The organism is Micromonospora sp. KC721, from assembly GCF_004348355.1.
Classification (GTDB): Bacteria; Actinomycetota; Actinomycetes; order Mycobacteriales; family Micromonosporaceae; genus Micromonospora.
Genome location: NZ_SMJY01000167.1, coordinates 1 through 14,156 on the forward strand (window position 1 = coordinate 1; position 14,156 = coordinate 14,156).

The window sequence follows — 14,156 nt, forward strand, 5'->3', positions numbered from 1 at the left end:
GGGCGGCACGGTGTTGCTCCGGGGTGTATTCGCGGGGGATATGGCAAAGGTCAGGCACGGGGGAGGAAACCGTGACGACAACAGTACGGGGAGATACGGAAATTGCGTGATCATGCGCATGGAAGCGTTCCCAGAAACCGTCGCGAACGCGGATAGTCGTGATGGCTGTGCCTATTGTCACCGAATGGTCCCAGGCCACTCGATGTTCGCTTAACCTTCGCGCACCGATCGCTGACGACGCCGGGATTGCCGGCGGTCGGCTCCGGGGTACCAGAAAACTAAACCTTCGTTAAGTGTCATTCCGGCGCGTGTGGGAGGATCTGGTGGCAGCACAGCAGACGGTCGAGCACAAGTACGTCTACGACTTCGCCGAAGGAAACAAGGACCTCAAGGACCTGCTCGGCGGCAAGGGGGCAAACCTGGCCGAGATGAACAACCTCGGCCTGCCGGTCCCGCCCGGCTTCACGATCACCACCGAGGCGTGCAAGGCGTACCTGGCCACCGGTTCGGAACCGGACGGCCTGGCCGACCAGATCGAGGCGCACCTGCAGGCCCTGGAACGGACGATGGGCCGACGGCTCGGCGACCCGGACGACCCGCTGCTGGTGTCCGTACGCTCCGGAGCGAAATTCTCCATGCCCGGCATGATGGAGACCGTCCTCAACGTCGGCCTCAACGACCGAAGCGTCGTGGGACTCGCCCGCCAGGCCTCCGGCGCCGACCAGGCCGCCTCCGGCGGCGCGGACCGGTTCGCCTGGGACTCCTACCGCCGCCTGATCCAGATGTTCGGCAAGACCGTGTGCGAGGTGCCGGGCGAGGAGTTCGAGCACGCCCTCGACGAGGTCAAGCGCGCCAAGGGTACGCACAACGATCTGGACCTCGACGCCGACGACCTGCGCGGGCTGGTCGACGCGTACAAGAAGATCTTCGCCAAGCACACCGGGCGGGAGTTCCCGCAGGAGCCGCGGGAACAGCTCGACCTGGCCATCCGGGCGGTCTTCGACTCGTGGAACGCCGACCGGGCGGTGCTCTACCGCCGCCAGGAGCGCATCCCGGCCGACCTCGGCACCGCCGTGAACGTGGTTTCCATGGTCTTCGGCAACCTCGGCCCCGACTCCGGCACCGGCGTGGCCTTCACCCGCGACCCCGGTAGCGGCGCGCAGGGCATCTACGGCGACTACCTGGCCAACGCCCAGGGCGAGGACGTCGTCGCCGGCATCCGCAACACCGTGCCGTTGCAGCAGCTGGAACAACTCGACAAGAAGTCCTACGACGAACTGCTCGGGATCATGGCCCGGCTGGAGCAGCACTACAAGGATCTCTGCGACATCGAGTTCACCATCGAACGCGGCAAGCTCTGGATGCTCCAGACCCGGGTCGGCAAGCGTACCGCCGCCGCCGCGTTCGTCATCGCCGGCCAACTCGTCGACGAGGGCCTGATCGACCTCGACGAGGCGCTGCACCGGGTCAACGGCGCGCAGCTCGCCCAACTGATGTTCCCCCGCTTCCAGTTCGACCACGGCATCCAGCCGGTGGCCAAGGGGATCGGCGCGTCCCCGGGCGCCGCCTCCGGCAAGGTGGTGTTCACCTCCGCCCGCGCCGTGGAACTGGCCGCCCAGGGCGAGTCGGTGATCCTGGTGCGTCGGGAGACCAACCCGGACGACCTCAACGGCATGATCGCGGCCCAGGGCATCCTCACCTCGCGTGGTGGCAAGACCAGCCACGCCGCCGTGGTGGCCCGGGGCATGGGCAAGACCTGCGTCTCCGGCGCCGACGAGTTGGACGTCAACGTCCCGGCGAAGCGGTTCACGGTGGGTGGGCAGGTGGTCGACGAGGGCGACCTCGTCTCCATCGACGGCACCACCGGCCTGGTCTACCTGGGTGAGGTGCCGGTCATGCCCTCGGAGGTGGTGCAGTACTTCGAGGGCGAACTCGACCCGGAGCGGACCGACGACGCGCTGGTGCGGGCCGTACACCGGATCATGACGCACGCCGACGCGACGCGGCGGCTGCGGGTCCGCACGAACGCCGACACCGGTGCCGACGCGGCACGGGCGCGGCGCTTCGGCGCCGAGGGCATCGGCCTGTGCCGGACCGAGCACATGTTCCTGGGCGACCGACGGGAACTGGTCGAGCGGCTCATCCTCGCCGGCACCGACGCCGAACGGGAGGACGCCCTCGCCGCGCTGCTGCCGTTGCAGCGGGCCGACTTCATCGAGATCTTCCGGGAGATGGACGGCCTGCCGGTCACCGTCCGGCTGATCGACCCGCCGCTGCACGAGTTCCTGCCCCCGTTGGAGCAGCTCGCGGTCAACGTGGCGGTGGCCCAGGAACGCGGCGAGGACGTGGCCAAGGAGGAGGCGCTGCTGGCCGCCGTCCGGCGGATGCACGAGGAGAACCCGATGCTCGGGCTGCGCGGCGTCCGCCTGGGCCTGGTCATCCCCGGCCTGTTCGCCATGCAGGTCCGGGCGATCGCCGAGGCTGCCGTCGAGGTCACCCGGGCCGGCGGGTCGGCCTGCCCGGAGATCATGGTGCCGCTGGTCGGCGCGGTGCAGGAACTGGAGACGGTACGGGTCGAAGCCGAGAAGATCATCGCCGAGGTGGTCGGGGACAGCGGCGTCGAGGTGTTGATCGGCACGATGATCGAGGTGCCCCGGGCGGCGCTGACCGCCGGGCAGATCGCCGAGGCGGCGGAGTTCTTCTCCTTCGGCACCAACGACCTGACCCAGATGGGCTGGGGCTTCTCCCGCGACGACGTCGAGGGCGCGTTCTTCTGGCGCTACCTCGAACTGGGCATCTTCGGCATCTCCCCGTTCGAGTCCATCGACACCGACGGGGTCGGCCGGCTGGTCCGGATCGCCACCGAGGAGGGGCGGGCGGCCCGCCCCGGGCTGAAACTCGGCGTCTGCGGCGAACACGGTGGCGACCCCGACTCGGTGCACTTCTTCCACGAGGTCGGCCTGGACTACGTCTCCTGCTCCCCGTTCCGGGTCCCGGTGGCCCGGTTGGAGGCCGGTCGGGCCGTCGTCTCCAGCACCGGCTCGGACAGCCGTTGACCCGCCCGGCGGCTGCGCCTCAGTCGGCGCCGCCGCCGGTCGGTGGCCGTTGCCCGGCAGCCGGCGGGCCGGCGACCGTGGCGCCCGATCGCCGCCGCGCCGTCTCAGGCCGGCACGGCGTAACCTGGGCACCCGCGAGGAGTTCCGTACGGCGGAGGGTGGCCGCATGACCAGCGCCTGGGCCGCGGTGTTCGACGCCGGTGACCGGGCCCGGCCGGCCGGCCGGTGGGTGGGGGGCCGCCGCGGCTTGTGGGCGAGAGGCTGACCGTGCCGGCCGACCCGCCCCTCGCCGAACCCGACCTCGCCGACGTGTCGGGCGCCGACACCCGTCGGTTCGTCGACGAGACGCCGAAGGACACCGGCCACGGCCGGTCGCCGTACGAGCGGGACCGTGCCCGGGTGCTGCACTCCGCGGCGTTCCGGCGGCTGGCCGCGAAGACCCAGGTGCACGTCGCCGGCACCGACGACTTCCTGCGTACCCGGCTGACCCACTCGCTGGAGGTGGCGCAGATCGCCCGGGAGATGGGCGCCCGCCTCGGCTGCGACCCGGACGTGGTGGACACCGCGGGGCTCGCCCACGACCTCGGCCACCCGCCGTTCGGCCACAACGGTGAGGACATCCTGGACCGGCTCGCCGCGAGCTGCGGCGGCTTCGAGGGCAACGCGCAGACGCTGCGGGTGCTGACCCGGCTGGAGGCCAAGGTGCTGGGCCCGGACGGGACGTCGGCCGGGCTGAACCTGACCCGGGCCGCGCTCGACGCGGTCAGCAAGTACCCCTGGCCCCGCCGGCCGAATCTGCGCAAGTTCGGGGTGTACGCGGACGACCGCCCGGTCTTCGACTGGCTGCGCATCGGCGCCCCGGCCGGCGGTGGGCCGCCCACCGGCGTCCGGCGGTGCCTGGAGGCGCAGGTGATGGACTGGGCCGACGACGTGGCGTACTCGGTGCACGACGTGGAGGACGGCATCCACGGCGGGTACGTGTCACTGCGTCCCCTGCTGGTCGACCCGGACGAGCGGGCCGCGCTCTGCGCCGACGTGGCGGCGGTCTACTCCGGCGAGTCCCCGGCCGACCTGGGCGAGGCGCTGGTGGAACTGCTCGCCGAGCCGGTGCTCGCCCCGCTGGCCGCGTACGACGGCAGCCATCGCGCGCAGGCGGCGCTGAAGGCGATGACCAGCCTGCTCACCGGCCGGTTCGTCGCCGACGTGGTGAGCGCCACCCGGGACCGTCACGGCCCCGGCCCGCACCGCCGGTACGCCGCCGACCTGGTGGTGCCGCGGCCGGTCCGGGCCCGGTGCGCGCTGCTCAAGGGCATCGCCTGGCGGTACGTGATGCGCCGGCCGGGCGCCCGGGTCCGCTACGAGCGGCAGCGGGAGATCCTCACCGAGCTGGTCACGGCGCTCGCCGACCGGGCACCCGAGGTGCTCGATCCGGTTTTCGCGCCGCTGTGGCGGGCCGCGCCGGACGATCCTGCCCGGCTGCGGGTGGTGATCGACCAGGTTGCCTCGCTCACCGACCCGGCCGCCGTGGCCTGGCACGACCGTCTGACCCGTCCCGGCGCCTGACTCCGACCGTCCAGCTCGGGCCGGCCGGTGGCGCGGGTCGGTGACTGGCATGATCGGCTTATTAGGTTAACCTAACCTCATGTCGGAGCGCGCGAAGATGGTCACCGCCGCCACGGTCCTGCGGACCGAGCGGCCCACCCCCCACCTGATCCGACTGGTGTTGGGAGGGCAGGAGCTGGCCGGACTCCCGGTGGGGGAGTACACCGACCACTACGTGAAGCTGGTCTTCGCGCCGGAGGGCGTCACGTACCCGCACCCGACCGACCTGGCCACCATCAAGCGGGAGTTCCCGGCCGAGCAGTGGCCCCGGCTGCGCGCGTACACGGTCCGGGCCTTCGACCCGCTGGCCGGCGAGCTGACCCTCGACGTGGTGCACCACGGCGACGAGGGACTGGCCGGACCCTGGGCGGCCCGGCTGCGCCCCGGCGACGAGGTGCGTTTCGTCGGCCCCGGCGGGGCGTACGCGCCGGACCCGACGGCGGACTGGCACCTGTTGGTGGGCGACGAGAGCGCTCTGCCCGCCATCGGCGCGGCGCTGGAGCGGGTGCCGGTCGGCGTCCCGGCCGTGGTCCTGGTCGAGGTGGACGGCCCGGCCGACGAGCAGCGGCTGTCCAGCCCGGGTGCGGTGACGCTGACCTGGCTGCACCGCGGCGGCCGGCCGGTCGGCGAGGCACTGGTCGCCGCGGTGCGGGCGCTGGAGTTCCCGCCGGGCCGGGTGCACGCGTTCGTGCACGGTGAGGCGACGTTCGTCAAGGAGCTGCGCCGGCTGCTGCGGGTCGACCGTGGGGTGCCCCGGGAGGCGCTGTCCATCTCCGGCTACTGGCGGCGCGGGATGGACGACGAGGGCTGGCGCTCCACGAAGCCGGACTGGAACCGTCAGGTCGAGGCCGAGGAGGTCGCCGCCGTCGCGGGTTGACCGCCGTGCGCCGCGCGCCGGTCCCCCCGGCTACGGGCTGTCGGTCCGGCAGGGCAGGATGTAGGGCCGAGGGGGTGGCAGGAGATGGCTGGGCGGATCCGGGACGAGGACATCGCGCTGGTCCGGGAGCGTACCTCCATCGCCGAGGTCATCGCGGACACGGTGACCCTCCGGTCGGCCGGCGGCGGCAACCTCAAGGGCCTCTGCCCGTTCCACGACGAGAAGAGCCCGTCGTTCAACGTCTCGCCCGCCCGCAACGTCTTCTACTGCTTCGGCTGCGGGGTGGGCGGCGACGCGATCAAGTTCCTGATGGACGCCGAGCATCTCAGTTTCGTCGAGTCCGTCGAGCGGCTCGCCGCCCGCGCCGGCCTCCAGCTGCGGTACGTGGAGAACGACCAGGCCGCGCCGCGCAGCCGCCCGCAGCAGGGGCAGAAGCAGCGGCTGGTGGCCGCGCACGCCGCCGCCGTGGAGTTCTACCAGGCCCAGCTCACCACGGCCGGGGCCCGACCGGCCCGGGAGTTCCTGGCCCAGCGTGGCTTCGACCGGGCCGCCGCCGAGCGGTATGGCTGCGGGTTCGCCCCCGACGGCTGGGACCTACTCACCCGGCACCTGCGTCAGCAGGGATTCAGCCACGACGAACTGGTCACCGCCGGGCTGTCCCGGCCGGCCCGGTCCGGCTCGCTGATCGACCGGTTCCGCCGCCGGCTGCTCTGGCCGATCCGGGACCTGGCCGGCGACGTGATCGGCTTCGGCGCCCGCAGGCTCTTCGACGACGACGACGGCCCGAAGTACCTCAACACCCCCGAGACGCCGATCTACAAGAAGTCGCACGTCCTCTACGGCATCGACCAGGCCAAGCGGGAGATCGCCAAGCAGGGCAAGGTGGTCGTCGTCGAGGGCTACACCGACGTGATGGCCTGCCACCTGGCCGGCGTGCCGACCGCCGTGGCCACCTGCGGCACCGCCTTCGGCGCGGACCACATCACCGTGCTGCGCCGGCTCCTGCTGGACACCGACGACGTGGCTGGCGAGATCATCTTCACCTTCGACGGGGACGCCGCCGGGCAGAAGGCCGCGCTGCGGGCCTTCGAGGACGACCAGCGCTTCGTCGGGCGTACCTTCATCGCCGTCAGCCCGGACAACATGGATCCGTGCGATCTGCGCCTGGCCAAGGGCGACCTGGCGGTCCGCGACCTGGTCGCCCGCCGTGAGCCGCTGGTCGACTTCGCGCTGCGCCACGTGATCAACCGGTACGACCTGGACACCGTGGACGGCCGGGTGGAGGCGATGCGCCGCGCCGCCCCCCTGGTCGCCAGGATCAAAGACCGGGAGAAGCGCCCGGAGTACGTCCGCAAGCTCGCCGGTGATCTCGGCATGGAGATCGAGCCGGTACAGCGCGCCGTGCTCGCCGCGGCCCACGCTCCCGGCGGCGAACGGGAGCCGGCGAGACCCGCCCGCGACCGGGCCGCCACGCCCGCGCCGGCGGTGGACAGCCCGCAGTCGATGGTCGAGCGGGAGGCGTTGAAGCTCGCCCTCCAGGAGCCGGTGCTGGCCGGCCCGATGTTCGACGCCGTCGAGGCCACGGAGTACCGCCATCCGGTGCACGCGGCGGTCCGGGCGGCGGTCGCGGCGGCCGGCGGGGTCGCGGCGGCGACCGGCGGGGCGGTCTGGATCGAGTCGGTCCGCGACGCCTGCGCGGACCTGGCCGCCCGGGCGCTCGTGGGCGAGCTGGCCGTCGAGCCGCTGCGCATCGACGGCGAGCCCGACCCGCGCTACGTGTCGATCACCATGGCCCAGCTCCAATGGGGTTCGGTCACCAGCCGGATCCGGGATCTCAAATCCAAGATCCAGCGGATCAACCCGGTGAACAACAAGGACGAGTACTTCGCCCTGTTCGGGGAACTGCTCTCGCTGGAACAGCACGCGCGGGCGCTGCGCGAGCAGGCCGCGGGAGGACTGTGATGGGACTGTTCAGCCGCAAGCCCAAGCTGCCCCCCGCCGCCCGGCCGCCGCTGGCCGCCGACGAGCGGGTGCTGGCCTGGTCCGCCGCCGGCAACGGCGAGGGCGACGGCGTGGTGGTGGCCAGCAACCTCGGGCTGTGGCTGCCCGGCCGGGGGCACCGGCTGGGCTGGCACGACATCCTCAAGGCGGTCTGGTCCGGCCGCGAGTTGACCGTCACCCCCGCCGAGCCAATCACCGAACGGGACGGGTACCGGGTGGTCGCCGACTGCCCCGCCGAGACATACCTGCTGCTCGACCCGGGCGACCTGCCGCACCAGGTGCGGGCCCGGGTGACCCGTTCGGTGGCGTGGACCGCCCACCACCGGCTGCCCGGTGGCGCGGGCCGGATCGCGGCCCGGCGGGTCGCCGGTGTGGACGGTCTGACCTGGACGGTACGCCTGGACCCCGGCACCCCCGTCGACGACGAGGTGCTGGCCGAAACCGATCGGCTGGTCGCCGACGCCCGCGCCACCACCGCCCCCGCCGACGTCTGACCGGCCGGTTGGCGTCGCGCCCGGCCAGTGCCCGTGCCCCGGCCCACGGCGCCGATCAGCCGCCCTGGTAGAAGCGGACCGCTCCCGGGTGCAGCGGGACCGGGTCGGTGCCCGAGGCGCTCTGCCGGGTGACGTTCGCCGCCTCAGGCGGCGGCCCGGAGCCGGTGTGCGGGCTCAGCTCGGGCCGAGGTCCCACAGCGGGTCGGAAGAACGTACGGAGGACACGAGGGGGCACGATACGCGAACTACCCACCCCAGAAAACATTGCTCATTGTGATTGCGCCCAGTAGGTCACCAGTCTGCAGATCACACAGAGACACCAAATGAGGCAGTGTTTTCAGGAATAAGGGCAGGCCGGTCGGCAGACATGCAGGATGCCCAGCGAGTCTGCAGTGATCCATCCATGATGAGGGTGTGTCACCGGCTCGGCGGATGATCATCAGGGTGACTGACGGTGATGAGACTGTGCGGCCCAGCCGTCACGCGGCGTCGTCAGCGCTGCGGTCGGTGCCCGGCCCGGTGCCGGTTGTGGCGAATGTCGAAAGGCGCCGCGGCTGTCGGGGGTCGCCGGTACGGTCGGCCGGTGACCAGTACGGCACCACTCATCCGGGCCCGCGGGCTGGTGAAGCGGTTCGGCGCCTTCACCGCCGTCGCCGGCATCGATGTGGACGTCCACCCCGGCTTGGCCTTCGGCTTCCTCGGGCCGAACGGCGCCGGCAAGTCCTCCACCATGCGCATGGTCGGCTGCATCTCCCCGCCCAGCGGAGGTGAGCTGCGCATCCTCGGGATGGACCCGGTACGGGACGGGCCCGCCATCAGGGCCCGCCTCGGCGTCTGCCCCCAGCTGGACAACCTCGACCCGGATCTGACCGTCCGGGAAAACCTGACCACCTACGCCCGCTACTTCGGGGTTCCCCGCCGCACGGCCCGCGAGCGTGCCGCCGAGCTGCTCGATTTCGTGCAGCTCACCGAACGGGCCGACAGCAGGGTCGAACCGCTGTCCGGCGGAATGAAGCGCCGCCTGACCATCGCCCGGGCACTGGTCAACGAACCGGACGTCGTGCTGCTCGACGAGCCGACCACCGGGCTCGACCCGCAGGCCCGCCACCTGGTCTGGGAACGGCTGTTCCGGCTCAAGCAGCAGGGCGTCACCCTCGTGCTGACCACCCACTACATGGACGAGGCCGAGCAGCTCTGCGACCGGCTGGTGGTGATGGACGGCGGCCGGATCGTCGCCGAGGGCTCGCCCCGCGCGCTCATCGAACGGCACTCCACCCGCGAGGTGGTGGAGCTGCGTTTCGCGGCGGAGTCGCAGGAGGCGTTCGCCGGCAAACTCGACGGGCTGGCGGAACGGGTCGAGGTGCTGCCCGACCGGATCCTGCTCTACGTCGCCGACGGGGACGCGGCCGTCACCCAGGTCGAGGCGCGCGGCCTCACCCCGGCCGCCGTCCTGGTCCGGCGCAGCAGCCTGGAGGACGTCTTCCTGCACCTCACCGGGCGCACCCTCGTCGACTGAGCGCACTGCGGCGGGTGACGTAGCATCGGCGGCCGAAACGGGGAGGCCGCATCATGGAAGCTTGGTCACGGCGTCAGGCGGGACTGGCCGCGCTCTGTCTCGGTGTCTTCGCCACCATCTGGTTCAGCGTGCCGGCGGCTGAAGCGCCGCTGCGTACCCTGCTCGTGGTGGCCAGCGGCGGGGCGTTGCTGACCGCGCTCGGCGGCGCCGCTCTGGTGCTGCACGCGGGCCGGGCCGGGGGCGCGCTGCCGCGCGACCGGCGGTACCTCGTCATCGTCGCCGTCGAGTTCGCCGCGGCGGTGCTCGGCGCCGCGCTGCTCGCCGCCCTCGGGCAGGCGGAGTACGTCCCCGTGCTGGTCTGCGCCGTGGTCGGTGCGCACTTCCCGCCGCTCGCCCCAGTGCTCGGCGACCGGCTGCTGGTGCCACTCGGGGTGGCGATGTGCCTGGTCGCCCTGGCCGGGCTGGTCGCCGCGCTCGTCTTGTCGATCCCGGCAGCGCTGGTCGTCGGCACCGGCGCGGGCCTGCTGCTCTGGGCGTACGCCCTACTCGCCCTGCTCCGCGCGGCCCGCGCCGGCCGGTAAAGCCGCGACACCCCGGCCGGCGACCGTAGGGTCTTGTCGTACCCGTTCGATAGGAAGACCGGGTAACTGACGGTGGGCGGGGCCTGGAGGTGGCGACCGAGGTGAGCGTGGCGCAGCGGTCGCGACCCGAGTTGCCGCGGGTGCCGGCGATGACGGTGCTGGCCTATCACCTGACCGGCTACCGTCGCACCTGGCGCTCCGGCGTCTTCTCCTCCTTCCTGCTGCCCACCCTGACCGTGCTCGGTTTTGGTCTGGGCGTCGGCGGCTACGTCGACCAGGGCGTGAACGGGGTGCCCTACCTGGAGTGGATCGTGCCCGGGCTGCTCGCCTCCACCGCGCTGCAGGTGGCGACCGCCGAGTCGACCTTCCCGGTGTTCGCCAACTTCCAGTGGACCAGGTCGTACACCGCACAGAACGCCGCGCCGCTGCGTGTCGGCGACATCCTCGCCGGTCACCTGGCCTTCGTGCTGTTCCGGGCGGTCACCGCCAGCGCCGCGTTCCTGCTGGTGACGACGCTGCTCGGGGCGGTGGCCTCGGCCTGGGCGGTGCTCACCCTGCCGGTGGTGGCGCTGCTCGCCCTGGCGGTGGCCGCGCCCACCTTCGGATACGCCGCCGCCGTGTCCAGCGACAGTTGGCTGGCGATGCTCTTCCGGTTCGCGGTCATCCCGATGACGCTCTTCGCCGGTGTCTTCTTCCCGGTCGAGTCGCTGCCCGGCGGCCTGCGCCACCTGGCGTACGCGACCCCGCTCTGGCACGCCGTCGACCTGTGCCGCGCGGCCATGCTGGGTGCGCCGCCGCAGTGGTCCGTCCCCGGGCACCTGCTCTACCTCGCCGCCTGGGCGGTGGGCGGCTGGGCGTTGGCCGTCCGCCGGTTCCGTCGCCGGCTGGTGGTTTAGGAGAGCCCCGCCCATGGTCACCCTCGTCCTGCCCCGGCTGCTCGGCCTCGCCGCCGCCACCCGTCGCTCCGCCGCGATGGTCGAGCGGAACGTGACGGCGCTCAAGTGGGTCTACTGGCTGCTGCTCGTCTCCGGGTTCGTCGAGCCGGTGCTCTACCTCTTCTCGATCGGTGTGGGGGTGGGCCGGCTGATCGACGGCATGACCCTGCCCGGCGGTCGGGTGGTGGCGTACGCCGTCTTCGTCGCCCCGGCCATGCTCGCCTCGTCCGCGATGAACGGGGCGCTCGCCGAGACCACCTTCAACTTCTTCGGCAAGTTCAAGTACCAGAAGCTCTACGACGGCATCATCGCCACACCGGTGCGGCCGTTCGAGATCGCCCTCGGCGAGCTGGCCTGGGCGATGGTGCGCGGCTCGGCGTACTCGGCGGCGTTCCTCGCGGTGATGGTGGCGATGGAGCTCACCATCGTCGGGCGTGCCCTGGTGGCGTTCCCCGCGGCGGTGCTGACCGGCTTCGCGTTCGGGGCTTCCGGCATGGCCCTGGCCACGTTCATGCGCAGTTGGCAGGATTTCGACCTGATGGGGTCGGCGCAGTTCGTCCTCTTCCTCTTCTCCGGCACCTTCGTGCCCGCCGAGGCGTACCCGGCGGTGCTGCGCTGGCTGGTCGAGCTGACCCCGCTCTACCGCGCGGTGCACCTGCTCCGGGGCATCTGCGTGGACGGGGGCGGCTGGGCGGTGCTGCCCGACGTGCTCTACCTGCTGGCACTGACGGCGCTCGGGCTGGCCGTCGCGGCGCGGCGGATGGTGGGCCTGCTCTACCGCTGACTGGTTACCGGTCGTCCTGTTCCGGGCATGAGCAGGACATCACCGACCACGAGGAGGGGCGCATGGCCACCGACGACAGGCCGGACGGCCCGACCGACCTGCCCGGCCGCGGGTGGGTCGCGGCGTTGCGGCGCACCATCCGGGAGTTCAGGGACGACAGCCTCGTCGACTGGGCCGCCGCACTGACCTACTACGGCGTGCTCTCCATCTTCCCCGGCGTGCTGGTGCTGATCTCCCTGCTCGGCCTGCTCGGCGAGCGGGCCACCACCGGGGTACGGGACACCGTCAACCAGGCGGTGCCGCAGGCCGACATCCGCCGGATCATCGAGGGCGCGATCGACCAGGCGGGCGCGTCCGGCGGGCTGGCCAGCCTCGCCGCGATCGTCGGTCTGCTCGCCGCCTTCTGGTCCGCCTCCGGCTACATCGCCGCCTTCATGCGCGCCTCGAACGCCATCTACGACGTACCCGAGGGGCGGCCGATCTGGAAGACGTTGCCGATCCGGCTCGGGGTGACCGCGGTGATCGGGGTACTGCTGCTGGCCAGCGCGGTGATCGTGGTCTTCACCGGCGGCTTCGCCGAGCAGGCCGGCAGCGCCGTCGGGGTCGGCTCCACCGCCGTGGCGGTGTGGAACATCGCCAAGTGGCCGGTGCTGTTGGTCCTGGTCAGCCTGATCTTCGCGATCCTCTACTGGGCCTCGCCGAACGCCCGGCACGGCGGCTTTCGCTGGGTCAGCCCGGGTGGGGTGCTGGCCGTGCTGATCTGGCTGGTGATCTCCGGCCTCTTCGGCCTCTACGTCAGCAACTTCGGATCGTACAACAAGACCTACGGGGCGCTCGCCGGGGTGATCATCTTTCTGGTGTGGCTCTGGCTGAGCAACATCGCCATCCTGCTCGGCGCGGAGTTCGACGCCGAGCTGGAACGTAGCCGGGCCATCTCCGCCGGCCACCCGCCGCAGGAGGAGCCGTACGTCGAGCTGCGTGACGACCGCAAGCTCCGGAAGAAGCGCAACGCGGCAGGGAAGCGCTGACCGGGTCCAGGCCTCGCGGTGGGCCGGCCCCCGTCTTCAGGTACGGGCGGGCAACCAACGCACGTCGGGCCGGTCACCGTGAGGTGACCGGCCCGACGGGACGTACGTGATTAGGCGTTCATGCCGTTGGCGCCCGAGCCGGGAGCCTTGGGCTTCGGGGTGGTGCTCGACGAGCTGGTGGCGTTGGTCGGGCTGGTCGAGCTGCTGCCCGACTTGGCGCCGACGGTGGCCGGGGTGCCCGCGAAGGTGTCGTCCGCCGGGGTGAGCCCCGGCTTGCTGCCGTTGCCGCCCAGCTTCTCGCCCAGCTTGGACTGACCAAGCTTGTCCTTGCCCTCCGAGTAGAGCCGGGTCGCCTGGGCCTGCGCGACACCGGCCGCCTCCTGCACGGTCGGGTGGTCGAGCACCTTGCGGCCACGGACGACCAGCTCCTCGTACTTCTCCCGGCCGGCACGGGCGCCCAGGACGAAGCCCGCAGCCAGCCCGCCAAGAAACATGATCTTTCCGCGCATGGCGGCTCCTTCCGTACCTGACGCTCCGCCGTTCCCCGTCCGCACACTGGACCGGGATCGACCTGTTCGCGCCTGCGTCCTCTGTCAACAGCTAACTACCCATCCTGCTCCGCAGTCATACCTCGTGGTGCGGGGATGGTGATTTGTCCCCATTATTGGTTTGCGGCCGGCCGGGGTGTCGTCCGATCGGCATCCGCCACGCCGGGTGTTGAACGCGGAGGTAACCCTCTGGACCGAACCCCCGGGGAATCCTGTACTCTTGTGCCGTCGCCGAGCGCCGGAGAGATCCGGAGTGAGACGACGTACGGTCCCCCGTAGCTCAATTGGCAGAGCAGCCGGCTGTTAACCGGCAGGTTTTTGGTTCGAGTCCAAACGGGGGAGCTCAGCTCCGCATCGAGCCCGTCGGCCCCAGGCCGGCGGGCTTACGTCTGTAGCGTCCCTCCTGCCGCCCCGCCCGCGCCATAGCCATTCGCTGTCGACGCCGGCCCGGGCCGATCCGGGCCGCCGAGGCGTCGGCGTCCGGCACCGAACGGTGCCGCTCGGCGGCGTGGTGGTGCTCGCCGGGCCGCGCCGGGCGTGATTGCGGGCACTCGCGCAGGGGTGCCGACTGTTATCCTCGCGTAGCCCATCGTGCCGGCGAGCGCATGATCGTTCCTGCCGGTTCGGTGGTGGCCGGTGATACCCGGGGCGGGTTACGATCCGGCGCGGCAACGGGGCGGTAGCTCAGCCGGTTAGAGCAGGGGACTCATAATCCCTCGGTCGCGGGTTCGAGT

The 14,156-nt window shown here is 71.8% G+C and carries 12 protein-coding genes and 1 tRNA gene; 11 read left to right on the plus strand and 2 right to left on the minus strand.

The annotated features are described in order from the left end of the window. Nucleotides 1-323: 323 nt before the first annotated feature. From ppdK to E1182_RS23480, 5 genes are all read left to right on the plus strand, one after another. On the plus strand, nt 324-3,056 hold the full coding sequence (gene ppdK, locus E1182_RS23460; protein ID WP_132269003.1) for a pyruvate, phosphate dikinase: 2,733 nt from the start codon (nt 324-326) through the stop codon (nt 3,054-3,056). A 309-nt stretch (nt 3,057-3,365) separates the two neighbouring features. After that, on the plus strand, nt 3,366-4,619 hold the full coding sequence (locus E1182_RS23465) for a deoxyguanosinetriphosphate triphosphohydrolase (protein ID WP_132269022.1): 1,254 nt from the start codon (nt 3,366-3,368) through the stop codon (nt 4,617-4,619). A gap of 79 nt (nt 4,620-4,698) precedes the next feature. Beyond that, a complete protein-coding gene (locus E1182_RS23470) occupies nt 4,699-5,535 on the plus strand; it encodes a siderophore-interacting protein (RefSeq protein ID WP_132269005.1) in 837 nt (278 codons plus the stop codon). A gap of 84 nt (nt 5,536-5,619) precedes the next feature. Further along, entirely contained in the window at nt 5,620-7,497 is a 1,878-nt protein-coding gene (dnaG, locus tag E1182_RS23475) for a DNA primase (RefSeq protein ID WP_132269007.1), read from the plus strand. Continuing rightward, a complete protein-coding gene (locus tag E1182_RS23480) occupies nt 7,497-8,030 on the plus strand; it encodes a hypothetical protein (RefSeq protein ID WP_132269009.1) in 534 nt (177 codons plus the stop codon). Before dnaG ends, E1182_RS23480 begins: the two co-directional genes overlap by 1 nt. 55 nt (nt 8,031-8,085) lie before the next feature. Here the strand turns inward: E1182_RS23480 and E1182_RS31260 are convergent, their stop codons facing one another. After that, nucleotides 8,086-8,226: a hypothetical protein gene (locus tag E1182_RS31260; RefSeq protein ID WP_165942697.1), complete on the minus strand. Its 141-nt coding sequence runs from the start codon at nt 8,224-8,226 to the stop codon at nt 8,086-8,088. A gap of 387 nt (nt 8,227-8,613) precedes the next feature. On the opposite strand from E1182_RS31260, the gene E1182_RS23485 reads away from it, so the two are divergent. From E1182_RS23485 to E1182_RS23505, 5 genes are all read left to right on the plus strand, one after another. After that, nucleotides 8,614-9,546: an ABC transporter ATP-binding protein gene (locus tag E1182_RS23485; RefSeq protein ID WP_132269011.1), complete on the plus strand. Its 933-nt coding sequence runs from the start codon at nt 8,614-8,616 to the stop codon at nt 9,544-9,546. A gap of 53 nt (nt 9,547-9,599) precedes the next feature. Then, a complete protein-coding gene (locus tag E1182_RS23490; protein WP_132269013.1) occupies nt 9,600-10,127 on the plus strand; it encodes a hypothetical protein in 528 nt (175 codons plus the stop codon). A 149-nt stretch (nt 10,128-10,276) separates the two neighbouring features. Further along, entirely contained in the window at nt 10,277-11,023 is a 747-nt protein-coding gene (locus E1182_RS23495; protein WP_132269024.1) for an ABC transporter permease, read from the plus strand. 13 nt (nt 11,024-11,036) lie between these two features. Next, nucleotides 11,037-11,846 carry an ABC transporter permease gene (locus E1182_RS23500; RefSeq protein ID WP_132269015.1) on the plus strand — a complete coding sequence of 270 codons (810 nt, stop codon included), beginning with the start codon at nt 11,037-11,039 and terminating at the stop codon, nt 11,844-11,846. A gap of 62 nt (nt 11,847-11,908) precedes the next feature. Further along, nucleotides 11,909-12,874 (plus strand): YihY/virulence factor BrkB family protein, encoded by a 966-nt coding sequence (locus E1182_RS23505; RefSeq protein ID WP_132269017.1) that lies wholly within the window; start codon nt 11,909-11,911, stop codon nt 12,872-12,874. Between the two features lie 110 nt (nt 12,875-12,984). Here the strand turns inward: E1182_RS23505 and E1182_RS23510 are convergent, their stop codons facing one another. Next, nucleotides 12,985-13,383 (minus strand): hypothetical protein, encoded by a 399-nt coding sequence (locus E1182_RS23510; protein WP_132269019.1) that lies wholly within the window; start codon nt 13,381-13,383, stop codon nt 12,985-12,987. Nucleotides 13,384-13,691: 308 nt separating this feature from the next. On the opposite strand from E1182_RS23510, the gene E1182_RS23515 reads away from it, so the two are divergent. Next, a tRNA-Asn gene (locus E1182_RS23515) sits at nt 13,692-13,764 on the plus strand. Nucleotides 13,765-14,156 lie beyond the last annotated feature (392 nt).